The sequence below is a fragment of the Pseudoxanthomonas broegbernensis genome (assembly GCF_014202435.1).
Classification (GTDB): domain Bacteria; phylum Pseudomonadota; class Gammaproteobacteria; order Xanthomonadales; family Xanthomonadaceae; genus Pseudoxanthomonas; species Pseudoxanthomonas broegbernensis.
Genome location: NZ_JACHGU010000004.1, coordinates 304,806 through 327,586, shown reverse-complemented (window position 1 = coordinate 327,586; position 22,781 = coordinate 304,806). Strand labels below are relative to the sequence as shown.

Here is a 22,781-nt window from a genome sequence, read left to right as displayed (position 1 = left end):
GATCAGGAATGAAGCGCAATCCATCGGCCGCCACGGCGCTGCTTTTCGCCGCGGGCATGGCCGCGACGATCCCGGCGATGGCCGTCGACGCCTGCCTGGTGGGCACCTGGAGCCCGGAGGGCAACGGGGCGGCCGAATGGGTCCAGCGCCAGTCGCCGGGCATGAAGGTGCTGGTCCAGCAGGAGGTCGCCACGCTGCGCTTGAACGCCGACGGCAGCTACAGCGCGCAGGCGCGGATGCGGATGGAGGGCCGGGCGGCGCAGGTGGCCGCGCGCAGCGGCGGCAGCTTCTCCGCCCAGGGCGGCTGGAGCGCCAGCGGCGACAGGCTCACCCTCGTGCCGTCCGCTTCCCGCCTCGACGGCACGGTGGACGTGTCCGCCGGCAAGGCAGGCACGCGCGGCCACAGGCTGCCCAGCAAGGCTGCCCGGCCGACCGCCTACCAGTACGCCTGCGGCACCGGCACCTTGGAGACGCGGATGCGGATTCCCGGCGTGTCCGACCCGATCGTGCAGCGCTATCGCCGGCAGTGAACCGATGATGCCGGCCACCCAGGAGAAGCGAATGAAGCGGACGACCCCCCTGGGCATGGCGCTGGCCGGATTGCTGCTGCTGTCCGGGCAGGGGCAGGCCGGGCCGGATGCCGGGCCCTCGTTCGATTGCGCCCGGGCGAGGACGCAGGTGGAACGCATGGTCTGCGCCACGCCGCGCCTGTCGGTGCTCGACGCCGTCCTCGGCCGCTACTACGCCGCCGCCGGGCAGTCGTTGCCGCTGGGCCAGCGCAGTTGCCTGGCCGCCGAACAGCGCACCTGGCTTGCGACTCAACGCAACGCCTGCGGTTCCGCCGCCTGCCTGGAACGGGCCTACCTGCTGCGGCTGGATGCGCTGGAGGGCCTGTTGCCGGGCGCGGCCGTCGATCGCCGCCTGGAGGGCTACCCGGACGTGGCCGGCGCGCGCTTGCTGGCGGTCGTCCCGGCGGCGGCCGGCCGCGACCCCGGGGAAGACCTGGAGGAAGTGCTCATGGAAGGAACCCCGGTGGAGGACGAGGGTGGCTACCTGCTGGTGGATGCGCGGTTCGACCCGCGTACCCATGGCGAGCTGGCGGCCATGCAGGGCGATGCCGACGCGATCCGTGCGCGGTTCGGCGATGGCCCGGTGCGTTCGCCGGGCGTCGTCGGCAGCTTCGGCACGTATCTGCTGGACGACAGGGCACGCGCGGCCATCGCCGCTATTGCCGGCGGTGGCGGCGACGGCATCGTCCGGGTCAAGGGCTGGGCCGTCCATGCCGACGCCGCACCTCCGGCCCTGGACCCCCGCCGCTGCGCGTTCGTCTATGCGGCCGCGCCGCGATGAAGCATCGGCACGGACGAAGGGTTCACGCCTGCGGCAGGCGGAAGAAGCCGCGCGTGGCCGCCGTGGCGTTGGCCGCGGTCAGCGCCGCGTCCTCGCCGCGGTCGCGGGCCACCTCCTCGACGATGTGCGGCAGGAAGGCCGGCTCGTTGCGGCGGTCCTTGGGCATCGGCCTGAGCGTGCGCGGCAGCAGGTAGGGCGCGTCGGTCTCCACCATCAGCCGGTCGGCGGGGATGTGCCTGACCAGCTCGCGCAGGTGCGCGCCGCGGCGCTCGTCGCACAGCCAGCCGGTGATGCCGATGTACCAGTCCCGGTCCAGGCAGTCGAACAGCTCCTCGCGGGTGCCGGTGAAGCAGTGCACGACCGCCGGGCCGAGCTGGCCGTCGAAGTTCTTCATCACCGCGACGAAGTCCTCGTGCGCGTCGCGCTGGTGCAGGAACAGCGGCTTGCCGGTATCGGCGCCGATCTGCAACTGGCGCTCGAAGGCCTTGCGCTGCGCCGGGCGCGGGGAGAAGTCGCGGAAGTAGTCCAGCCCGCATTCGCCCACCGCCACCACCTCCGGGTGCGCCTGCAGGGCGCGCATCTGCGCGTCGCACTCGTCGGTGTACTCGGTGGCGTGGTGCGGGTGCACGCCGGCGGTGGCATAGAGCATGCCCGGGTGCGCCTGCGCCAACCGCAGCGCCAGCGGCGAGTGCTCGCGGCTGGCGCCGGTCACCACCATCTGCGCCACGCCGGCCTGGCGCGCGCGCGCCAGCACCGCGTCGCGGTCGTGGTCGAAGCTGTCGTGGGTGAGGTTGGCGCCGATGTCGATCAGGTGCATGCGCTGCCGCAGAGGGTTCGGGAATGCCTATTGTAGGAGCCGGTCGTGCCGGCGACCGCCACGATGGAACCAGGACAGCTCTCCGACCCGCGGACCGGCGCGCCGGTCCGCGGGCATCGCGGTCGCCGGCACGGCCGGCGCCTGCGAGGGGCGGCGCCTTATCCTTCACGGATGGAATCCCCCGCCTTTCCGATAACCCCGTTGCTGCCCGCGATCGGCGAGAGCCTGGCCGCCCATCCGCGCCTGGTGCTGGAAGCGCCGCCCGGTGCCGGCAAGACCACCCAGGTGCCGCTGGCCCTGCTCGATGCGCCCTGGCTGGAAGGCAGGAAGATCGTGATGCTGGAACCGCGCCGGGTCGCCGCGCGCAGCGCCGCCACGTTCATGGCCCGCCAGCGCGGCGAGGAGGCCGGCGCCACGGTCGGCTACCGCATCCGCTTCGAGAACAAGGTATCGGCGCGGACCCGGATCGAGGTGGTCACCGAGGGCATCCTCACCCGCATGATCCAGGACGACCCGCTGCTGGAGGGCGTCGGCGCGCTGCTGTTCGACGAGTTCCACGAGCGCCACCTGGCGGCCGACCTGGGCCTGGCCCTGGCCCTGGACGTGCAGGCGCAGTTGCGCGAGGACCTGCGTCTGGTGGCGATGTCGGCCACGCTCGACGGCGAGCGGCTGGCGCGGTTCCTGGATGCGCCGCGGCTGTCCAGCCAGGGCCGCGCCCACCCGGTGGAGGTGGCGCATTTTCCCGCGCGCCGCGACGAGTCGCTGGAAGCGCAGGCGCGGCGCGCGGTGGAACAGGCGCTGGCCCGCCACCCCGGCGACGTGCTGGTGTTCCTGCCCGGCCAGCGCGAGATCGCGCGGCTGGGCGCGGCGCTGGATGCGGCGGCGCTGCCGGCGGGCGTGGAGGTGCTGGCGCTGCATGGGGATCTGCCGGTGGAGCAGCAGTCGCGCGTGCTCCAGCCCGCGCCCGACGGCCGCCGCCGGGTGGTGCTGGCGACCAACGTGGCCGAATCCTCGGTCACCCTGCCCGGCGTGCGCGTGGTGATCGACAGCGGCCTGGCGCGCGAGCCGCGCTTCGATCCCAGCAGCGGCTTCTCGCGGCTGGACGCGGTGGCCATCTCCCAGGCCTCGGCCGACCAGCGCGCCGGCCGCGCCGGCCGCGTCGCCGAGGGCTGGGCCTGGCGGCTGTGGCCCGAATCGCAGCGGCTGGAGGCGCAGCGCCGCGCGGAGATCGGCCAGGTCGAACTGGCCGGGCTGGCGCTGGAACTGGCGGCGTGGGGCAGCGACGCCCTGCGCTTCGTCGATCCGCCGCCGCCCGGTGCGCTGGCCGCCGCGCGCGAACTGCTGCAGCGGCTGGGCGCGCTGTCCGACGCCGGTGGCGTGACCGCGCGGGGCCGGCGCATGCTCGCGCTGGGCACCCATCCGCGCCTGGCGGCGATGCTGCTGGCCGCGCGCGACCCGCGCGAGCAGGCGCTGGCCGCGGACGTGGCCGCGCTGGTCGAGGCCCGCGACCCGCTGCGCAGCCGCAGCGACGCCCTGGCCGAACGCTGGCGCGCGCTGGCGGCGTTCCGCGGCGGGCGCATGCCGGCCGATGCCAGCCGCCCCGCGCTGGCCGCCATCGACGCGGCGGCAAGACAGTGGCGCGGCCGCCTGCGCTGCGAGGCCGGGCCGCCGGCGCAGGTGGAGGCGCACGCGCTGGGCGACCTGCTCGCCCACGCCTTCCCCGACCGGATCGCGGCCCGCCACCCTGCCGATCCGCTGCGCTACCAACTCGCCAACGGCCGCGCCGCCCGCCTGTTCGAGGACAGCGCGCTGCGCGGCGAACCCTGGCTGGTCGCCAGCGAACTGCGCCAGCCGCCGCGCGGCGACGCCCTGCTGCTGCGCGCCGCGCCGCTGGACGAGGCGCGGCTGCGCGCCGACTTCGCCGATCGCTTCGCCGAGCACGAGGGCGCGGTGTGGGATGCGGACAAGCGCGCGCTGGTGGCGCGCCGCCAGACACGCTTCGACCGCATCGTGCTCGACAGCCGGCCGGCCGGGCGGGTCGATCCGGCCCAGGCCGCCGATGCCCTGACCGAGGCGGTGCGCGAACTGGGCCTGGAGGCGCTGCCCTGGAGCGAGGGCCTGCGCCAGTGGCAGGCGCGGGTGGCGTCGCTGCGTGCGTGGATGCCGGAACTGGGCCTGCCCGAGGTGACCGACGCCGCGCTGCTGGCCACGCTGGACGATTGGCTGCGCCCGGCCTTCGCCGGCAAGACCCGGCTGGACGCGCTGGCGGAAGACGCGCTGGGCCAGGCGCTGAAGTCGCTGCTGGAGTGGGACGCGCGCCAGCGGCTCGACCGCCTGGCGCCGGCGCGCATCGCCGTGCCCTCGGGCATGGAGCGGCGCGTCGACTACGCGCTGGACCCCCAGGGTCTGCCGCGGCCGCCGGTGCTGGCGGTCAAGCTGCAGGAGCTGTTCGGCCTGGCCGACACCCCGCGCATCGCCGACGGCCGGGTGCCGCTGCTGCTGCACCTGCTGTCGCCGGGCGGCAAGCCGCTGCAGGTCACGGCCGACCTGCGCAGCTTCTGGGACCGGACCTACCCGGAAGTGCGCAAGGAGATGAAGGGGCGGTACCCGAAGCACCCATGGCCCGACGACCCCTGGAGCGCGACCGCCACCCATCGCGCGAAGCCGCGCGGGACGTGATCGGCCCCTGCCGTGGCGGCCGCCGCCGCCGGCCGGTTCGGTGCGGCGCCTGCATGAATCGCCGCCATCGCCGCGCCGGCGTATGGCTTGCGCGGGGCCGGCGCTGACGTATCGTCGACACGAGGTCGACGACACTGTCGGCCTTTCCCACCTCCTCCACGGGGACACGCATGAGCAAGCTGACCATCATCACCGACCGCGCCATGGAACTGGCCGGGCAGGCCGGAGCCGGGCTGCGCCATGCCGGTTCGAGCCTGCGCCACGCCGGCCACGGTGCCGAACAGTGGATCAAGACCGGTGCCGCGCTGGGCGCGGCCCGCGCCGGGGCCAAGGCCGCCGGCAAGGTGGCGCGCCGCAACCCGGTGGCGGTGGCCGCGGCGGCGGCGGTCGTCGGTGCAGGGGTCCTGGCCTACATGCTGTACCGCAAGCGCCGCGAGCAGCGGCAATACGCACCGCTGGAAGGCCAGTCGCGCCGGATCGACTCACGCCGCGAAAACGGCACCGCCAGCGCCACCCGGGCCCGTCCGGCCCGTGCGCGCAGCCGCGTCGCACCGCCGGCCTGACTGATCGGTTCGGTGGGGTTCCCTGCACGGCGGACCGCGCTTGCAGGGCTTGGTTTTGCAGGACCGGTACAGCCGGGCGACCGCCGTGCCGCATGCATGAGCTTCGAGCCAGTCGCCGGCTATCCGCGATTCCCGCAACGAAGGCGCCCGCGCGGCCGATGGGCGCCGGGAACCGCCGGGAGATCAGGCCGGACCGGCCGGGACGTCCAGCCTGCGCCAATGGCCGGGCGCCAGCCAGCGGTCGCCCTCGCCCATGGCATCCAGGCGGTGCCGGCCCATCCCCACCCGTACCAGCCGCAAGGTCGGCAGTCCCACCGCGGCGGTCATGCGCCGCACCTGGCGGTTGCGGCCCTCGGCGATGACCAGTTCCAGCCAGGCATCGGGCACGCGCTTGCGGTAGCGCACCGGCGGATCGCGCGGCCACAGCGCCGGCGCCGGATCGAGGCGGCGCGCCCGCGCCGGCCGGGTCGGCCCGTCGTTGAGCGCGACGCCGTCGCGCAGCGCCTGCAACTGCTCCGGTCGCGGATCGCCTTCCACCTGCACCCAGTAGGTCTTGGCCTGCTTGTGCCGCGGGTCGGTGAGGCGATGGGCGAGGGCGCCGTCGTCGGTGAGCAGCAACAGGCCCTCGCTGTCGTGGTCCAGGCGGCCGGCCGGATACACGCCGGGCGGCAGGCCGAAGCCGGCCAGGGTGGGACGCGCGGGGACCGAGCGGTCGGTGAACTGGCACAGCACGCCGTGGGGCTTGTTGAACGCGACCACCATGGGGGCGTGGCGAGCGTGGGCTCAGGCCGCCGGCAGGCCCTGCCCGCCGAGCGGCCGGGTGCGCACCTGCGATTCGAAGCCGGCGATCAGCGGCCGCCCCTTGGCGATCGCCTCGCGCACGGCCGGCAGCGCCAGCGAGGCCTCGTGGCTGGCGGTGCCGTCCCAGACCTCGGTGATCCACAGGACGTCGGCGTCGGCCGCATCCTCGGCCACGATGTAGGACAGGCAGCCGGGCATGGCCGCGGTGCCTTCCAGCAGGATCGCGGCCAGGGCCGCGCGCTGGCCCGGCTGGGCGCGCATCTTTCCGATCAGTCCATGCATGCGGGGTGCTCCTCCGAAGCCGTGGCCGGGCAGCGCCGGCAGCGCCGCGCCGGCGATCAGGCTGGCGATGAAACCGCGCCGATCCATCCGTTCCCTCAGCCGGCGCGCAGGGCGAGGGCGGCGATGACGAGCGAGACTGCCGGCCGGAAGTGGGCGCGGGCGCGGGGCTTCGCGGCGCGCCCGCCGCCGCGGCGGCCCGGAGCGCCGGGTTCCGCGCGTGGCCCGGCCATCGTCGCCGTCCGCGTCATTTCCCGGCGGGCTTCACGAAGCGCAGGGTCATGCGGTCGCTCTCGCCGATGGCCTGGTACTTCGCGCGCTCGGACTCGGGATGGTTGTTCGATGGCGGCAGGGTCCACACGCCGTTGGGGTGGTCCTTGGTGTCGCGCGGGTTGGCGTTGACCTCGCTGCTGCCGGCCAGCTCGAAGCCGGCCGCCTGCGCCAGCGCGATCACCTGGGCCTGGCCGACGTAGCCGCTCTTGTCGTCGGCCGGCACGTCGGCCCTGGCCCGATGCTCGACCACGCCCAGCACGCCGCCGGGCTTGAGCACCCGGTAGAAGCCCTCGAACATGCCCTCGGCCTGGCCGGCGCCGCGCCAGTTGTGCACGTTGCGGAAGGTCAGCACCAGGTCGGCCGAGCCGGCCGGCCCGAGCACCGGGGCGGCGGGGTCGTAGCCGACGACCGCGGCCTTGCCGAACTGTGCCGGCGCGTCGGCGAACTTCTTCTCCAGCCCATCGCGCGAGCGCTGCTGGTAGTCGCGGCCGCCACCTTCGGCCACCGCCGCCGGGTCGACCACCGCGGCCACGTACCGGCCCTTGGCCTGCAGGTAGGGCGCGAGGATCTCCGCATACCAGCCGCCACCGGGGGTGATCTCGACCACCGTCTGTCCGGGGCCGATGCCGAAGAACGCCAGGGTCTGGCCCGGATGCCGGTACCGGTCGCGGGCGGTATTGGCCGGAGCCCTCCAACCGCCGTCGATCGACGCCTGCAGGGCCGCGTCGGGCGCAGGCAGGGCCGCACTGTCCGCAGGTTCGGCCGCCTGGGCCAGCGGCGCCGCCAGGGCGAGGGAAATGGCCAGCAGGCAGGCGCGGGAAAGTGACGTGCGGGTCATGGCGGTGCTCCAGCAGTGGCGGAAGCCGGCGAGCCTAGCATGCACCTGTGCCATCGCCTGCTGCAGGCGCGTGCGGGCGTGAACGCCGGCAGCGACCGGCCCGCGCCGCTGGACGATCGGACACCGGGGAACCCGTCACGGGCCCCCACCGACGTGCCGCGGGCCCGGCGGGGCCGCGCGCGCACCGGGGGCGGGGCGCTCAGCGCCGCACGTACACCCAGGCCTGGCCGCCGGAAGCCAGCCGCGCCCGTTCGCGCCGGTAATCGGCGACCTCGTAGCGGTCGGCCGCTTCCAGCTCGGCGGCGCTGATCCGAAACACGGTGCCGGCGACTTCGTCGTCCGGGTCGCCGCTGGCGCTGACGATCGGATGGAAGCGCTCGCCGCTGCTGGCCAGCACCTCCGGGTCGGTGATCTCGAGCATGGCCTTGGCGTAGCCGCGGATCGCGTCCGCGGTGCCTTCGAGGCGGCGCCCGAACGAGGCCAGTTGCACGCTTTCCGACTGCAGGGTGCCGTAGGAGAACAGCAGGATGTCGCGGGTGTCGTCCATGGGAAGGATCCGGAGGGATGCGGACGGGCGGGGGCGTGGTGCCCCTGGCCGTCCGGAAACGCGAAGCCCGGCACGTGGCCGGGCTTCGCAGGTCGGCGCATCGTGTCGACGCGCGCTCAGCCCCCGAGCGTGGCCAGCGCCGCGTTGAGCGTGGCCGACGGACGCATCGCCGGGCCGGCCTTGGCCAGGTCCGGATGGTAGTAGCCGCCGATCTCCACCGGCCGGCCCTGGGCACCGACCAGCTCGGCCAGGATCGCCGCCTCGCCTTCGCCCAGCGCCTTGGCCAGCGGCGCGAACTTCGCCTTCAGGCCCGCGTCCTGGTCCTGCGCGGCCAGGGCCTGCGCCCAGTACAGGGCCAGGTAGAAGTGGCTGCCGCGGTTGTCCAGCCCGCCGACCTTGCGCGCGGGCGAACGGTCGTTGTCCAGCACCAGGCCGTTGGCCTGGTCCAGCGCCGCGGCCAGCACGCCGGCGGCCTTGTTGCCGGTGCGCTCGGCCAGGTGCTCGAGCGAGGCGGCCAGGGCCAGGAACTCGCCCAGCGAATCCCAGCGCAGGTAGCCCTCTTCCACGAACTGCTGCACGTGCTTGGGCGCGCTGCCGCCGGCACCGGTCTCGAACAGGCCGCCGCCGGCCATCAGCGGCACCACCGAGAGCATCTTGGCGCTGGTGCCCAGCTCCAGGATCGGGAACAGGTCGGTCAGGTAGTCGCGCAGCACGTTGCCGGTCACCGAGATGGTGTCCTTGCCCTGGCGGATGCGCTCCAGCGAGAACCGGGTCGCGGCCACCGGCGCCAGGATGCGGATGTCCAGGCCGGCGGTGTCGTGGTCCTTGAGGTAGGTCTCGACCTTGGCGATCACCTGGCGGTCGTGCGCGCGCGCGCTGTCCAGCCAGAACACGGCCGGCGTATTGCTCAAACGGGCGCGGGAAACGGCCAGCTTGACCCAGTCCTGGATCGGCGCGTCCTTGGCCTGGCACATGCGCCAGATGTCGCCGGCCTCGACGGCGTGCTCGAACACCACCTTGCCGGCGTCGTCGGTGACGCGCACGGTGCCGTCGGCCGGGATGCGGAAGGTCTTGTCGTGGCTACCGTACTCCTCGGCCTTCTGCGCCATCAGGCCGACGTTGGGCACGCTGCCCATGGTGGTCGGGTCGAACGCGCCGTTGGCCTTGCAGTCCTCGATCACCGCCTGGTACACGCCGGCGTAGCAGCGGTCCGGGATCAGCGCCTTGGCGTCCTGCAGCTTGCCTTGCGCGTTCCACATCCGGCCCGAGTCGCGGATCATCGCCGGCATCGAGGCGTCGACGATCACGTCGCTGGGCACGTGCAGGTTGGTGATGCCCTTGTCCGAGTTGACCATCGCCACCGCCGGGCGCTGCGCGTACACGGCCTCGATGTCGGCCTTGATCGCGGCCTGCTGCGCTTCCGGCAGCGAGCCGATGCGCGCGTACAGGTCGCCGATGCCGTTGTCCGGGGAGAAGCCCACCGAGGCCAGCGCGTCGGCGTGCCTGGCCAGCGCGTCGTGGTAGAACCGCGAGACCGCCACGCCGAACATGATCGGGTCGGAGACCTTCATCATGGTCGCCTTCAGGTGCAGCGAGAACAGCACGCCCTGCGCCCTGGCATCGTCGATCTGCGCGTCGACGAACGCGGCCAGCGCCTTGCGGCTCAGGGTCGCCGCGTCGACGATCTCGCCGGCCTGGACCGCGGTCTTCTCCTTCAGCACCACGGTCTTGCCGTCGGCGCCGAGCAGTTCGATCTTCAGGCTGCCGGCCTTGTCGAGGGTGGCCGATTGCTCGCTGGCGTAGAAGTCGCCGGCGTCCATGTGCGCCACGTGCGACTTGGAGTCCTTGCTCCACGGGCCTATGCGGTGCGGGTGCTTGCGCGCGTAGTTCTTCACCGAGGCCGGCGCGCGGCGGTCGGAGTTGCCCTCGCGCAGCACCGGGTTGACCGCGCTGCCCTTGGTCCGGTCGTAGCGGGCCTGGATGTCCTTTTCCTTCTCGTCCTTCGGCGCGTCCGGGTAGTCCGGCAGCGGGTAGCCCTGGGCCTGCAGCTCCTTGATCGCGGCCTTGAGTTGCGGCACCGAGGCGGAGATGTTGGGCAGCTTGATGATGTTGGCTTCCGGGCGGGTCGCCAGTGCGCCCAGCTCGGCCAGGTGGTCGCCGATCTTCTGTCCCTCGCCCAGGTAGTCCGGGAACTGCGCCAGGATGCGGCCGGCCAGCGAGATGTCGCGGGTCTCCACGGCGATCCCGGCGGTGCCGGCGAAGGCCTGGACGATGGGCAGCAGCGACTGGGTCGCCAGGAACGGCGCTTCGTCGGTGAGGGTGTAGATGATCTTGGGCGAGTTCGACATGGTCTGCGGGGGCTCTCTTTCGTAACGGCGGAGACGGGCGCAGCCGGCGCGGCGTGCTGGCAGGGAGCGGGCAGCGGTCCGGCGGCGAAACCCCCATATTGTCGCGTGTTTTGCCGGGGGATGCGTGCCCCCCCGGTATGGTTCGGGCCGGGGGAGCGACGGGCGCGCGTGCGCAGGCGTCCATGCCGCCGCCGGCGAGTGGCCAAAACGGCCCTGGCCGCTGTCGTACCTGACGGATCGTCAACCGCGCGGCCGCGCGGCTGACGCTTTCCCGATTCTGTATCCGGCCGCCCCGCCCGAGACTGGCGGCCACGGGCGATGCGCCCGCAAGACCGGGGAAACCGCATGCAGCACTGGATTGACCAGCAGGATGGCCGCACCCAACTGATCGTCGTCACCGACGAGGCCGTGTACGCCGACAGGATGACGCCCGAGGCCGCCGCGCAGGCGGTCGAGGCGATGGGGTCCGGCCGCTCGCCGGCCGCGGTGTTCGGCAAGGGCGCCAAGCACGTCGGCTTCCGGGCGATGACGCGCGTGCAGTACAACGAGCACGAGACCGACATCGAGTTCCACCACCGCGACGGCAAGGACGACGAGGTGGTGTCGGTGTACATCGGCACCCCCGGCCTGCGCGAGCGCGTCTACGAGCACCTGCGCGAGCGCCTGGCCGGCCAGTTCGGCGCCTACCAGGCGCACTTCAGCCGCTGGCGCGCGGCGTTCGGGTCGCTGCTGGCGCTGACGGTGTTCGGCCTGGGCACGCTGCTCCTGCGCGCCGCCGCGATCGCGGTGCGCGCCGCCGGCGATATGGAGTACGAAGGCCGCCGCCAGGGCAGCAAGAAGCTGCTCGCCGGCCTGCTCGACCTGCTCGGCCCGACCGGCGTCAGCGTGATCGGCGGCTTCCTGGTGGTGCTGGCCGCGGTGGTGCTCTACAGCCGCCTGCGCGACCCCCAGCGCCTGCACATCCTCCAGGCCACGCCGTACGCGTTGCCGAGCCCGATCGTGCTGGGGCTGAAGTACGCGGCCCTGGGCGCGGTCTGGCTGCTGGCCCTGCGCGTCCTGTTCTGACCGGTGCAGGCGCGATGCCCGACCGGGTTGACATCACCGGCGTGGACGCTAGCGTGGGCGGCCGCCTCGCCGCCCACGCCGGTATGCCCGACCCGCGCTTCTCGCAGATGCTGTCCGCCCACATGCGCCGCATCCGGGCCAGTGCCGGCGCGGTGGCCGCCGAGATCGGCATGAGCCGCGAGTCGGTCAACAACTGGCGCAACGGCGACGCCATGCCCAGCGCCAGGCACCGCGACCGGATGGTGGCCTGTGCGAGCTACCTGCGCCTGACCGAGGCCGAGACCGACGCGTTGCTGGAGGCCGCCGGGTTCGAGCCGGAATACCCGGTGCAGCAGTCGGTCGCCGAAGGCCCGTTCGCGGCGACCGTGCGCGACGCGTTCGAGCGCATGGACCGGCTGATGCCGTATCCGATCCTCATGCTGCTCAGCCAGGCCCACTGGGGCCAGCCGCCGTTCCGCGAGGCCTTCATCGCCGAGGCGGGCCGCCGCTTCGGCGCCGCCTCGGTGCTGCACCTGCAGCCGCCGTACAGCCTGGCGATCGACCCGGCCGCGTACTTCCACGCCATCGGCGCGCAATGCGGGCTGGACGGGATCGACTCCGACCACGCCTTCGAAACGGCCTTGCGCCGCCGCCTGGCTGCCGGCGAGCGCGTGTTCTGCCTGGTCAGCCGCTTCGAACAGGGCGACCGCGCCCTGCGCGAAACCCTGGCCGGCGTGCTGCGCAGCCTCAGCGAAACCCACAGCGGCCGCCTGCATCTGCTGCTGTGCGGCGGCGAGGCGCTGGCCGACCTGAAGTACCAGGGCGGCGACCTGTCGCTGCTCAACATCGCCGACGTGCAGGTCTGGCCGGAGATGGACGAGGCCTCGCTGCGCGCGCTGCTGCGCCACGATGGCGGCGCCGCGCCGGCCGACGTCGACGCGCCCCGGCTGCTGCGCCTGAGCGGCGGCCATCCCGCGCTGCTGGATGCCGCCCATCGCCTGTTGCGCGCCGCGCCGGGGATCGACGATGCCGCCGCGACCGCGCGCCTGGCCGAACACCCGCTGCTGTGGCAGGCGCTGCTGCCGCTGGCCGTACCTGCCGAGGACCGCGCGCGCCTGTCCGGCCTGCTGGAGGCACCGCGCCTGGGCCGCGCCCGGCCCTACCTGATCGATCCGATGCTGCGCCGCCTGTACTGGGCGAACCTGCTCGCGCCGCGGGACGCCGCCGACGGCCGCTGGCTGGCGTGGCGCTGCGAGGCCGTGCGCGCGGCCGCGCGCCACGTGCTGGTGGACGCGTGAGATCGCATCCGGAGCGGGAGCGGCGCCCCCGACGCTGGCCGCGCATGGCGCTGCTGGCGCTGGCGACCCTGCTGCTGGTCGGCGCGGCGATCCCGGCGCGCTGGAACCCGCTGCTGGCCGTGCTGTTCCGGCAGGACCGCGAACTGGTCCCGGTGATGAGCCGGGGCTGGGGCGAGATCGCCTACGCCAGGGCGCTGCTGGCCGAGCGGGTCGCCGTCGAAGGCGAATGGCCGGCGACCCTGCTGCCCCCGGGCGAGACGCTGCCGGAGCACAGCGTGCTGGCCTTCGACACCGCCCGGCCCTGGGTGCTGGTGGTGGTGCTGCCGGCGCGCGGGCCCGACCGCGCGGGCCTGCACGGCGAGGTGGTGCGCTACCGCTACGATCCGGACACGCTGCTCTGGGAGTGCGACGGCCGCGGCAGCGTGCTGCCCCGGCGCTGGATTCCCGAGGGCTGCCAGGCGCCCCCCGGCTGGGGCGCCACGCAATGGCTGCTGGCGCTGCTGTCGGCGCTGCTGCTGGGCGCGATCGCCGCGGTGGCCTGGCTGTTCCACCGCAACCCGATGCTGGCGCCGCTGCAGCGCGATCCATCGCGCCTGCTGGAGGTGCCGCTCGACGACCTGCACGCGCTGGACCGCGCGCTGGGCTGGCTGCGCCAGCGCGGCGCCCTGCTGCGCGGCGCCGGCGTCGATGCCGATGCCTGGCGGCAGGCGCTGGGCTTCGACCGCGCCTCGCCGACCCAGAAGGCCGCGATCCTGGCGCTGGCGGTCGGCGCCCGTTCGCGGCGCAACACCGACTGGACCCTGCCCGGCGAGGTGTTCGAGTGGAGCCTGCCCGAGGACCTGCCGGTCAACCTCGCCCGCTGCCTGCTGTACGTGCCCGACCCGTCCTGTCCGCCGGCGGAGCTGGTGCGCGCCCTGCGCGAGCTGCGGACCGGCCAGGACGTGCTGCTGGTGCTGAGCCCGTCGCCCGCCGCCGACCGCCCGCTCTTCGCCGCCTGCCGCGATCCGGCCAACCTGCTGGTCGCGCTGGACCGGCGCGCGCAGACGCGCTGGCTGCTGGCGGCCGAGCCGGTCGATGCGCTGGTGCGGGCGATGGCGCGGCAACTGCAGGTCACCCGCATTTCGCCGTACCAGACACGCGGCGGCGTGTCGCGGCCGTCCTCGTTCTTCGGCCGGGCCCACCTGCTGGCGCAGGTGGTGAACCGGGAGCCGGGCAACCACGTGCTCGTCGGCGGCCGCCAGCTCGGCAAGACCAGCCTGATGAAGGCCATCCAGCGCCGCTTCCAGGCGCACCCGCGCGTGCGCTGCCTGTACCTGGCCCTGCGCGACCACCGCCTGGCGCCGCGCGTGGCCAGCGAGGCCGGGCTGGGTCCGGACACCGACCTGGACGCCGCGCTGTCCGCGCTGTCCGCGCAGGCCCAGGGTCGGACGCCGCTGTTGCTGATCGACGAGGCCGACCCGTTCCTGCGCCACGAGGCCGCGCACGGATATCCCGGGCTGGCGCGCCTGCGTGCGTTCAGCGAGGAAGGCCGCGGGCATTTCATGCTGGCCGGCTTCTGGGACGTCTACCAGGCCGCGACCCAGGACTACCAGTCGCCGCTGCGCAACTTCGGCGAGGTCATCGCCATCGGCGGGCTCGAGACCGCGGCCTGCCGCGCGCTGGCGACCCAGCCGCTGGAACGGCTGGGCATCGCGTTCCAGGCCCCGGCGCTGGTCGACGCGCTGGTCGAGGCCAGCGGCGAGCGCGCCAACCTCGTCGCCATCCTCTGCCAGGAATGCCTGCAGGCGCTGCCGCCGGGCAGCACTCGCATCCGCCGCGAGCACGTGCAGGCGGCGCTGGCCTCCCAGGCCGCGCAGGACGCGCTGGCCGGCTGGGCGCGATTGACCCAGGACGACGCGGCCTCGCGCCTGGACCGGATCGTCGTCTACCGCATCGCCCGGACCGGCGCGCAGCGCCTGGCCGACCTGGTCGCCCTGCTGGATGCGCACGGCGTCCGGGTGGACATCGAATCCCTGCGCCAGTCGCTGGCGCGCCTGCGCCTGGCCTGGGTGCTGCGCCAGGACGGCGACCGCTACCGCTTCGCCGTGCCGCTGTTCGAGCGCCAGTTCGACCCGTCCGAGCTGGACCTGTTCCTCGAACGCGAGCTGCGCGCCGCCACGGCGTGATGAAGATTCCTGGCCCGCGCCTGGGCTTTCCCGGTGGCGGGCGCCGGAACGGGCCACGAGCGCCAGCCCGTACAATTGCCCCAATGAATACCCCCTACCCCACCGTGCGGCTGAAGAACGCCTGGCGTTCCAGCCATCCCTGGATCTTCCAGAAGCTGGTCGAGCGGCCCGCGCAGAAGCCGCGGCCGGGCGAGATCGTCGATGCGTTCGACGTGGACGGCCAGTTCATCGGCCGCGGCTTCTACAACGGCCACTCGCGCATCGCCCTGCGCATCCTGGAGACCGACCCGGCGACGGCGGTGGATGCCGGCTGGTTCGCGGGCAGGATCGGCGAGGCGGTGGCGCTGCGGCGGGACGTGCTGAAGCTGGACGAGGTGTCCGATGCCTGGCGCGTGGTCCATGCCGAGGGCGACGGCCTGTCCGGGCTGGTGGTGGACCGCTACGCCGACCTGCTGGTGGTGGAGTTCTTCAGCGCCGGCATGTACCGCCACCGCGAATGGGTATACGCGGCGCTGCGCGAGCACTTCCCCGGCGCGCGCATCTACAGCTTCGCCGACGAGCACGTGCAGAAGCAGGAGAGCTTCGACTACCGCCCGGTGTACAGCGAAGGCGGCGCGCCGGAGCCGGCGGTGATCGTCGAGCACGGCATCCGCTTCCGCGCCGATCCGGCCGGTGCGCACAAGACCGGCTTCTTCGCCGACCAGCGCGAGAACCGGCAGTGGTTCTCGCAGCAGGTCGCCGGCAAGCGGGTGCTCGACCTGTGCTGCAACACCGGCGGCTTCGCGGTGTATGCGGCGGTGCGCGGCGCGGCCGAGGTCACCGGCATCGACATCGACGCGGACGTGATCGAGATCGCCAAGGGCAACGCCAGGCTCAACGGCGTGCGCCCGAAGTTCGTCCAGGCCGACATCTTCCCCTGGCTGCGCGAGGCCGCCGTCCGCGGCGACCGCTACGACGCGGTGGTCCTGGACCCGGCCAAGATGACCCGCGACCGCGACCAGGTGATTCCCGCGCTGAAGAAGTACCTGGACATGAACAAGCTGGCCCTGGGCGTGGTGAAGCCGGGCGGGCTGCTGGCCACGTTCTCCTGCACCGGGCTGGTGGCCGAGGACCAGTTCCTGGACATGCTGCGGCGCGCGGCCTTCTTCGCCGGGCGCACGGTGCAGGTGCTGAAGGTGGCCGGCGCCGGCGCCGACCATCCGTTCCTGGCCAGCGTGCCCGAGTCGCGCTACCTCAAGGCGGTGTTCTGCCGGGTGCTGGATTGAGCCGGCCGGTCTGAAACGGGCGGCGCGGCCTTACCGGCGGCCGGAAGCCGGCTTGGACTGCAGCCACTGGCGCAGCGCCACCGCGTTGTTGTGGGTTTCGTCGCGGGCGCCGTAGAGCAGGGTCACCGCGCCGCGGTCGAGATATGCGCGCAATTCCGCCACCGCCTGCGGGTTGGCTTCCAGCTCGGCGAAATAGCGTTCGCGGAACGCTTCCCAGCGCGCCGGGTCGTGGCCGAACCATGTGCGCAGCGCGGTGCTGGGCGCCAGGCCCTTGAGCCAGGCCTCGGCCTGCAGCGCCTCCTTGGACACCCCGCGCGGCCACAGCGCGTCGATCAGCAGGCGCTGGCCGTCCTCCGGCGCGGCGGCCGCGTAGGCGCGCTTGAGGTGGATGGCGTGGCGGCGGCGGGCCATGCGGCCAGTCTACGCCCGCCATATCGGGAGGCGTAGCGCGCGCGCGACCGGCCGGGCACCGCGCGCACCTGCCGCGACCGCCGCCGCTACACTGCCCGGATGAACCTCGAAATCGCCTCCGTGCTGGTGGTGTTGCTGCTGGCGGCCGTGCTGGTCCTGCTGTTGATGTTGCTGCGGCGCAGCGTCGCCGCCAGGGGCGATGCCCCGCTCGCACTGGAGGCCGAGCGCGCCCGCGCCCAGGCCGCGGCGGTGGAGGCCGGGCAGTTGCGCGGCCGGCTGGAGGCGCAGGAGGCCGAGCGGGAAGACGAACGCGCCCGCGCGGCCGTCCAGGCCCAGGCCCTGGCCGAGGCCTTGCAGAGGGTGGAGCGCGAGACCACCCTGCTGGCCACGCTGCAGGCCCGGCTGGTCGAGCGCGAGGCGGCCCTGGCCCAGGCGCAGGCGCGCGGCGCGGCCCTGGAGGGGCAACTGGAGGCGCTGCGCGGGGAACACCGGCACCTGCATGGCGAGCACGCCCGCGTGGTGGCCGACCTGCGGCATTCGCGGCAGGCGCAGCAGGAACTGCGCGCCTACCTGGACACCGCGCAGGAGAAGCTGTCCGGCGCCTTCGCCGAGCTGGCCGGCAAGGTGTTCGAGGAACGCGGCCGGCAGTTCGAGAAGAACGTGCTGCAGGCGACCGTGCAGTCGCGCACCGACATCGAGGGCCTGCTCAAGCCGTTCTCGGACAAGCTGGGCGAGTTCCGCCAGCGGGTGGACGCGGTCTACGGCGAGGAAGCGCGCGAGCGCGCCAGCCTGCTCGGCGCGGTGGGCGAGCTGAAGACGCTCAACCAGGACATGGCGGCGCAGGCCGCGGCCTTGACCCGCGCCCTGAAGGGCAGCGCCAAGGTGCGCGGCGACTGGGGCGAGCTGATGCTGGACAGCGTGCTGCGCGGCTCCGGCCTGGAGGAGGGCACCCACTACCAGCGCCAACAGCACGCGGTGGACGACGAGGGCGCGCGGCTGCGGCCGGACGTGGTCGTGCATTTCCCCGACCAGCGCAAGGTGGTGGTCGACAGCAAGCTCAACCTGGTGGCCTGGCAGGAGGCGATGAACGCGGCCACGCCCGAGCAGCACGACGAGGCCCTGCGCCGGCATGCGGTGGGCCTGCGCCAGCACGTCAAGGATCTGGGCGAGAAGAACTACCCCAAGGCCGTCGGCGGCGACGCCCTGGACATCACCATCGCCTTCGTGCCGATCGAGGGCGCGCTGTCGGCGGCGCTGGGCACCGACTCCGACCTGCAGGGCTACGCCTTCGACCGCCGGGTGGTGTTCGCCTCGCCCAACACCCTGATGGCGCTGCTGCGCGTCACCGAACGCCTGTGGACCCGCGACAAGGTGCAGAAGCAGGCGTTGGAGATCAGCGAGGTCGGCGGCCGCGTGCTCGATGCGCTGTCGGCCTTCCTCGCCGAGTTCGATACCGTGGGCAAGCGCCTGGACGACGCCAGCCAGGCGTTCAACCGCGCGCGCAACCGCCTGGTGGATTCCCCGCAGTCGGCGCTCAACCGCGCCCGCCGCCTGGCCGAACTGGGCAGCAAGGCGCGGCGCGCGTTGCCGGCCGAGCTGCAGCCGGACGCGATCGAGCCGTTGGCGCCGCCGGGCGCCGCGCAGGACTGATCGCCCTGCGCGCCGGAGCCGCTAATCCGGCCCCTGCACGCCCCGATCCATCGCTTCCATCGCTGCCTTTCCGTAGGGGCCGGCTCCAGTCGGCGGCCGTGCCCGGACCAAGAGCGCGCAACCGCGGCAAGCCTCGTGCACACACTTGCGCGCCGCGCACGCGCTATGACCCGTCGGTCCGTCCTGCGCCGCCCGCGCGGAGCGGGAGAAAATCCCAGGCCGCGCGATCGCGCGCTCAGCCGCCGGGAATCGGCATCGCGCCCGCCGGTACGGTCGGGTCGCGCTCCTCGTCGCGCAGGTAGTCGGGCAGCTCGCCCGCGTCGTGGCGGCGGCGATCGACGTCGATCATGTAGTTGCGCCGCTGCAGCCAGGCGTCGCGGGTCATCGCGTACTCGTCCGGCGCCGCCTCGCGCAACGCGTCCAGCGACAGAAGCTGCACGCGCGTATCCACCAGTTGCAGGCCCTGCAGGCCGATGCGCACCTTGTCTTCCTCGATCTGCCGGATCGGCGACAGCGGCGCGTCGCCCGCCAGGCCCAGCACGTCGCGCACCGTGCGCGGGCCGAAGAACGGCAGTTCGACGTAGCGCGAGGTCGACCAGCCCCACACGCCCAGGGTCTGGCCGAAGTCCTCGCGCCGGCGCTTCATCTTCAGGTCGCTGGCCGGGTCGAACAGGCCGCCGATGCCCAGGGTGGAATTGACCACGAACCGGCCCAGCGTCTGCACCGCGTCGCGCGGCCGGCCCTGCAGCACCTGGTTGACGAAGGTGAGCGGCGAGCCGAGGTTGTCGAAGAAATTGCTCACGCCCAGGCGCAGCGGCGGCGGGACCACGGCCACGTAGGCCTTGGCCAGCGGCTTGGCGATGGCGCGGTCGACGGCGTTGTTGAAGCCGTGGATGCGGCGGTTCAACGGTTCCCACGGATCGTAGGCCGGGCGCGCGGCGTCCGCCGCCGCCTCGACGGGGGCGCCATAGAGTGCGGCGTAGTCGTCCTCGGCCTCGGTCGGTACGGGCCTGTCGACGCTGGCGGATGCGTCCTCCTCGGCCGGCATGGCCTGCGCAGCGGGGGCGGCCACGGCCGCCGGGTCGCTGGGCGCGGCATCGGTATCGGCATCGGCATGCGCTGCGTCGTCGCTGGCGACGGGCATGGCGCTGGCCGCCACCGCGGCGGGTGCGGCGGGTGCGGCGGGTGCGGCGGCGGTGCGCGGCGCGCTGGCGCAGCCGGCCAGCAGCAGGGCCGGCAGCACCAGGGCCGGCAGCACCAGGCCGGCGAGCGGGCGGATCATCGGGTCGCTCCCGCGTAGTCCAGGTTCGGGTCCATCCGGTAGGCGGCGCACAGTTCGGCCAGGCCGGGCGGTTCGCCGGCCACGCGCGGCCGGGTGCCGGCGGCGGCGATGCGCGCGGCCAGTTCGGCCAGCAGCGCCAGCCCGGCGCTGTCCAGCGAGCGCACCCCGCTCAGGTCCAGCGCCTCCACGCCGGCCGGCAGCGGCTGCGCCGCCCGCCACAGGGCCGGCACGGCGGCGCGGTCGAGGTGGCCTTCCACGTGCAGTACCGCGCCGTCGCGGCGCAGGGCCGCCGGCTCAGGGGTTGCCATGCGCCGCCTGCAGGGTGCCGCTGCGCAGCTCGGCGGCCACCTGGGCGATCGGCTTCTGCCGCAGCGGGGCGTCGAACTGGCTGCGGAAGGTCTGCACGTAGGACACCCCTTCCACCATCACGTCGAAGATCTTCCAGCCGCCGTTGTCGCGGACCAGGTAGTCCACCGGCACGGGGTCGGCGCCGTCGCGCAGCAGCTCGGTGGCGACCTTGACCCCGCGGTTGCCCGGCAGCGGGGTCTCCGACTTGAGGCGGATGCGCGGCTTGCCCTCGAAGCTGAGCAGGGCCGAGCCGTAGCGTTGCATCAGGTTGTCGGACATCGCGTCGGCGAACAGGCGCACGTCGGCGTCGCTGGCGCCGCGGCCGTGCGGGCCCAGTACCAGGCGCGCGGCGTACTCGCGGTCGAAGCTGGTCCGCAGCTCGCCGTCGATGAAGGTCTTCAGCGCGGCCGAATCCTTCAGGAACTCGGTGCGGCGCTGCTGCAGCGTGGCCAGGATGCGGGTGCCGTTCTCGACCACCTGCTTGCCGGGCGTGGCGGCCGTGGCGGCCTGCTGGGCGTGGACGCCGGTGGGAACGCCTGCCAGCAGCGGCAGGGCCAGGGCGAGGGACAGGATCAGGGGCTTCATGGCAGGGGTTCTTCCATGGGTTGCGGGGGAGACGCGCCGGCTTCGCCACCGGAGGCGCCGCCGAACATGTACTTGCCGACCAGTTGGATCAGGTCGATGGCCGGCTGGGTGAAGGCGATCTCGTCGCCCGGGCGCAGCGCCTCGGGGTCGCCGCCCGGCTGCAGGCCGATGTAGCTCTCGCCCAGCAGGCCGCTGGTGAAGATGCCGGCCGAGGTGTCGGCGGGCAGCTCGGCGTAGCGCTGGTCGATGGCCAGGGTGACGATGGAGTCGAACCTCACCGGGTCCAGCTCGACCTTGTCGACCCGGCCCACGACCACGCCGCCGATCTTCACCGGCGCCTGCAGGCGCAACTGGCCGAGGTTGGAGAAGCGCGCGGTCAGCGGATAGCTGCCGCCGCCGAGTCCGAACTGGCGGTTGGTCGAGGCGAAGGCCAGCACCAGCAGCGAGGCCAGCGCCAGCACGAGGAAGGCGCCAACCGCGAATTCGAGCCTGGGACCACGGATTGCCATGGGCGGATTACCTATCGGAACGGGTCTGAACAAAGGGCATCCAGGGACGCATCACTGGAAGAGCAAGGCGGACATCACGAAGTTGAGCATCAGCACCAGCAACGAGGCGTTGACCACCGCGCGGGTGGTCGCCACCGAGGTGCCCTCGATGGTCGGCTCGGCGTGGAAGCCCACGTAGGCGGCCACCAGCGCGGCCACGCCGCCGAACACGGCCGACTTCAGCAGGGCCACGCCGAAGTCGTCCCAGAAATCCACGCTGCCCTGCAGCGCGGCCCAGAACGTGCCGTTGTCCAGGCCCAGCACCTTGACCGCCTCGAACCAGCTTGCGCTGATCGCCAGCGAGCAGAAGAAGCCGGTCAGCAGCGGCACGCACAGCACCGCCGCCCAGAAGCGCGGCGCCACCGCCTTGGCCACCGGGTCGATGGCCATCAGCTCCAGCGCCTTGATCTGGTCGGTGGCGCGCATCAGGCCCAGCTCGGCGGCGATGGAGCTGCCGGCGCGGCCGATGAACAGCAGCGCGGTCAGCACCGGCCCCAGCTCGCGGTACAGCGACAGGCCCAGCAGGGTGGACAGCGCGTCGGAGGCGCCGAAGGTGGTCAGGGTGCGGTAGCCCTGCAGGGTCAGGACCAGGCCGACGAAGGCGCCGCCCACCGCGATGATCGGCAGCGAGCGGCCGCCGGTCTTGTAGATCTCGCGCACCAGCTCGGCGAAGAAGTCGCGCGTGGGCAGCGAGGCGCGCAGCACCGACAGCGAGAACAGGCCGGCACGGCCCAGCGACTGCACGGTGGCGGTCATGGCGGCGACGCTCATTCAGGCGGCCTGCGCGCGCGCGGCGCCCGGGGCGGCCCCGCCCTCGAACGGGATCGGCCCGTCCGGCTCGCCACGCAGGAACTGGCGCAGCAGCGGGTCGTCGCTGGCTTCCAGCGCGGCCGGGGTGCCGTCGAAGACGATGCCGCCGTTGGCGATCACCACGGCCTGGTCGGCGATGGGCAGGGTCTCGCGCACGTGGTGGGAGACGATGATGCTGGTCAGCCCCAGGCTGCGCGACAGGCGCTGGATCAGGCTGGTGATCACCCCCGAGGCGATCGGGTCCAGGCCGGTGAGCGGCTCGTCGTACAGCATCAGCGGCGGGTCCAGCGCCAGCGCGCGGGCCAGCGCCACGCGCCGGGCCATGCCGCCGGACAGCTCGCGCGGGTACAGGCCGGCGGCGTCGCGCAGGCCCACCGCGTTGAGCTTCATCGCCACCAGCCGTTCCAGCACCGGCGCCGGCAGGTCGGTATGGGTGCGCAGCGGCAGGGCCACGTTGTCGGCCACGCTCAGGTCGGTGAGCAGGCCGTTGCCCTGCAGCAGCACGCCGATGCCCTTGCGCATTTCCAGCAGCGCGCGCGCGCTGCGCGGCACCTGGCGGTCGAACACCCGCACCTGGCCCGCGGCCGGGGCCAGCTCGCCGGTGAGCGCGGCCAGCAAGGTCGACTTGCCGGTGCCCGACGGGCCCAGCACCGCGGCGATGCTGCCGCGCCGGACCGTCAGGTCCAGGTCGCGCAGGATCGTGCGCCCGCCACGGTCCAGGCGGGCTCCCTGCAGGGCGACGGCATTGGCGGAAGAAGCGGACATGCGTGGGCGTGCTTTCCCTGGCGGAGGTAAGCCATCAAGCGGCGCATCATGCGCAAGGCAAACTGAATCTTAACCCATCGATTGAACCGCCAAGTACAGGAATTATCGCCGTGCG

22 protein-coding genes are annotated in these 22,781 nt (G+C 73.4%); 9 read left to right on the top strand and 13 right to left on the bottom strand.

Annotated features, from left to right (window positions below):
- The first annotated feature begins 8 nt into the window (after positions 1 to 8).
- Both HNR76_RS10520 and HNR76_RS10515 read left to right on the top strand, forming a co-directional pair.
- Entirely contained in the window at positions 9 to 530 is a 522-nt protein-coding gene (locus tag HNR76_RS10520; RefSeq protein WP_162310477.1) for a copper resistance protein NlpE, read from the top strand.
- 31 nt (positions 531 to 561) lie between these two features.
- On the top strand, positions 562 to 1,350 hold the full coding sequence (locus HNR76_RS10515; RefSeq protein WP_162310478.1) for a lysozyme inhibitor LprI family protein: 789 nt from the start codon (positions 562 to 564) through the stop codon (positions 1,348 to 1,350).
- A 22-nt stretch (positions 1,351 to 1,372) separates the two neighbouring features.
- Here HNR76_RS10515 and HNR76_RS10510 read toward each other — a convergent pair whose 3' ends face one another.
- Complete coding sequence (locus HNR76_RS10510; protein WP_162310479.1) at positions 1,373 to 2,167, bottom strand: TatD family hydrolase; 795 nt, start codon at positions 2,165 to 2,167, stop codon at positions 1,373 to 1,375.
- A gap of 171 nt (positions 2,168 to 2,338) precedes the next feature.
- Between HNR76_RS10510 and hrpB the strand changes: the two genes are divergently transcribed.
- Both hrpB and HNR76_RS10500 read left to right on the top strand, forming a co-directional pair.
- Complete coding sequence (gene hrpB / locus HNR76_RS10505; RefSeq protein WP_162310480.1) at positions 2,339 to 4,846, top strand: ATP-dependent helicase HrpB; 2,508 nt, start codon at positions 2,339 to 2,341, stop codon at positions 4,844 to 4,846.
- Between the two features lie 170 nt (positions 4,847 to 5,016).
- A complete protein-coding gene (locus HNR76_RS10500; protein ID WP_162310481.1) occupies positions 5,017 to 5,409 on the top strand; it encodes a hypothetical protein in 393 nt (130 codons plus the stop codon).
- Between the two features lie 183 nt (positions 5,410 to 5,592).
- Here HNR76_RS10500 and HNR76_RS10495 read toward each other — a convergent pair whose 3' ends face one another.
- The 5 genes from HNR76_RS10495 to HNR76_RS10475 form a co-directional block, all read right to left on the bottom strand.
- Positions 5,593 to 6,171 (bottom strand): pseudouridine synthase, encoded by a 579-nt coding sequence (locus HNR76_RS10495; protein ID WP_162310482.1) that lies wholly within the window; start codon positions 6,169 to 6,171, stop codon positions 5,593 to 5,595.
- A gap of 21 nt (positions 6,172 to 6,192) precedes the next feature.
- Positions 6,193 to 6,492: a putative quinol monooxygenase gene (locus HNR76_RS10490; RefSeq protein ID WP_162310483.1), complete on the bottom strand. Its 300-nt coding sequence runs from the start codon at positions 6,490 to 6,492 to the stop codon at positions 6,193 to 6,195.
- 244 nt (positions 6,493 to 6,736) lie between these two features.
- Positions 6,737 to 7,600: a class I SAM-dependent methyltransferase gene (locus HNR76_RS10485; protein WP_162310484.1), complete on the bottom strand. Its 864-nt coding sequence runs from the start codon at positions 7,598 to 7,600 to the stop codon at positions 6,737 to 6,739.
- A gap of 199 nt (positions 7,601 to 7,799) precedes the next feature.
- A complete protein-coding gene (locus HNR76_RS10480) occupies positions 7,800 to 8,147 on the bottom strand; it encodes a gamma-glutamylcyclotransferase family protein (RefSeq protein ID WP_162310485.1) in 348 nt (115 codons plus the stop codon).
- A 116-nt stretch (positions 8,148 to 8,263) separates the two neighbouring features.
- The gene (locus HNR76_RS10475) at positions 8,264 to 10,495 is read right to left on the bottom strand and encodes an NADP-dependent isocitrate dehydrogenase (RefSeq protein WP_162310486.1); all 2,232 of its coding nucleotides are present in this window, start codon (positions 10,493 to 10,495) and stop codon (positions 8,264 to 8,266) included.
- A gap of 345 nt (positions 10,496 to 10,840) precedes the next feature.
- Between HNR76_RS10475 and HNR76_RS10470 the strand changes: the two genes are divergently transcribed.
- From HNR76_RS10470 to HNR76_RS10455, 4 genes are all read left to right on the top strand, one after another.
- The gene (locus HNR76_RS10470; RefSeq protein WP_162310487.1) at positions 10,841 to 11,560 is read left to right on the top strand and encodes a hypothetical protein; all 720 of its coding nucleotides are present in this window, start codon (positions 10,841 to 10,843) and stop codon (positions 11,558 to 11,560) included.
- 14 nt (positions 11,561 to 11,574) lie between these two features.
- A complete protein-coding gene (locus HNR76_RS10465; RefSeq protein WP_162310488.1) occupies positions 11,575 to 12,837 on the top strand; it encodes a helix-turn-helix domain-containing protein in 1,263 nt (420 codons plus the stop codon).
- 44 nt (positions 12,838 to 12,881) lie between these two features.
- Positions 12,882 to 15,002: an ATP-binding protein gene (locus HNR76_RS10460; RefSeq protein WP_162310489.1), complete on the top strand. Its 2,121-nt coding sequence runs from the start codon at positions 12,882 to 12,884 to the stop codon at positions 15,000 to 15,002.
- A gap of 83 nt (positions 15,003 to 15,085) precedes the next feature.
- Complete coding sequence (locus tag HNR76_RS10455; RefSeq protein WP_162310490.1) at positions 15,086 to 16,267, top strand: class I SAM-dependent rRNA methyltransferase; 1,182 nt, start codon at positions 15,086 to 15,088, stop codon at positions 16,265 to 16,267.
- A gap of 30 nt (positions 16,268 to 16,297) precedes the next feature.
- On the opposite strand, the gene HNR76_RS10450 is transcribed toward HNR76_RS10455, so the two are convergent.
- Positions 16,298 to 16,678, bottom strand: coding sequence for a DUF488 domain-containing protein (locus HNR76_RS10450; protein WP_162310491.1), 381 nt, complete (start codon positions 16,676 to 16,678; stop codon positions 16,298 to 16,300).
- Between the two features lie 99 nt (positions 16,679 to 16,777).
- On the opposite strand from HNR76_RS10450, the gene HNR76_RS10445 reads away from it, so the two are divergent.
- Positions 16,778 to 18,328 (top strand): DNA recombination protein RmuC, encoded by a 1,551-nt coding sequence (locus HNR76_RS10445; RefSeq protein WP_162310492.1) that lies wholly within the window; start codon positions 16,778 to 16,780, stop codon positions 18,326 to 18,328.
- Between the two features lie 235 nt (positions 18,329 to 18,563).
- On the opposite strand, the gene HNR76_RS10440 is transcribed toward HNR76_RS10445, so the two are convergent.
- From HNR76_RS10440 to HNR76_RS10415, 6 genes are read right to left on the bottom strand one after another with little or no spacing between them, the layout of a single operon-like run.
- The gene (locus HNR76_RS10440; RefSeq protein WP_162310493.1) at positions 18,564 to 19,610 is read right to left on the bottom strand and encodes an MlaA family lipoprotein; all 1,047 of its coding nucleotides are present in this window, start codon (positions 19,608 to 19,610) and stop codon (positions 18,564 to 18,566) included.
- Complete coding sequence (locus HNR76_RS10435; RefSeq protein WP_162310494.1) at positions 19,607 to 19,918, bottom strand: STAS domain-containing protein; 312 nt, start codon at positions 19,916 to 19,918, stop codon at positions 19,607 to 19,609. Before HNR76_RS10435 ends, HNR76_RS10440 begins: the two co-directional genes overlap by 4 nt.
- Positions 19,905 to 20,543 carry an MlaC/ttg2D family ABC transporter substrate-binding protein gene (locus HNR76_RS10430; protein WP_162310495.1) on the bottom strand — a complete coding sequence of 213 codons (639 nt, stop codon included), beginning with the start codon at positions 20,541 to 20,543 and terminating at the stop codon, positions 19,905 to 19,907. The genes HNR76_RS10435 and HNR76_RS10430 overlap by 14 nt, the downstream gene beginning before the upstream one ends.
- A complete protein-coding gene (mlaD, locus tag HNR76_RS10425; RefSeq protein ID WP_162310496.1) occupies positions 20,540 to 21,052 on the bottom strand; it encodes an outer membrane lipid asymmetry maintenance protein MlaD in 513 nt (170 codons plus the stop codon). Before mlaD ends, HNR76_RS10430 begins: the two co-directional genes overlap by 4 nt.
- A 51-nt stretch (positions 21,053 to 21,103) precedes the next feature.
- Positions 21,104 to 21,862, bottom strand: a complete 759-nt coding sequence (locus HNR76_RS10420) for an MlaE family lipid ABC transporter permease subunit (RefSeq protein ID WP_246429097.1) — start codon at positions 21,860 to 21,862, stop codon at positions 21,104 to 21,106.
- Complete coding sequence (locus HNR76_RS10415) at positions 21,863 to 22,666, bottom strand: ABC transporter ATP-binding protein (protein ID WP_162310497.1); 804 nt, start codon at positions 22,664 to 22,666, stop codon at positions 21,863 to 21,865.
- Between the last annotated feature and the right edge of the window lie 115 nt (positions 22,667 to 22,781).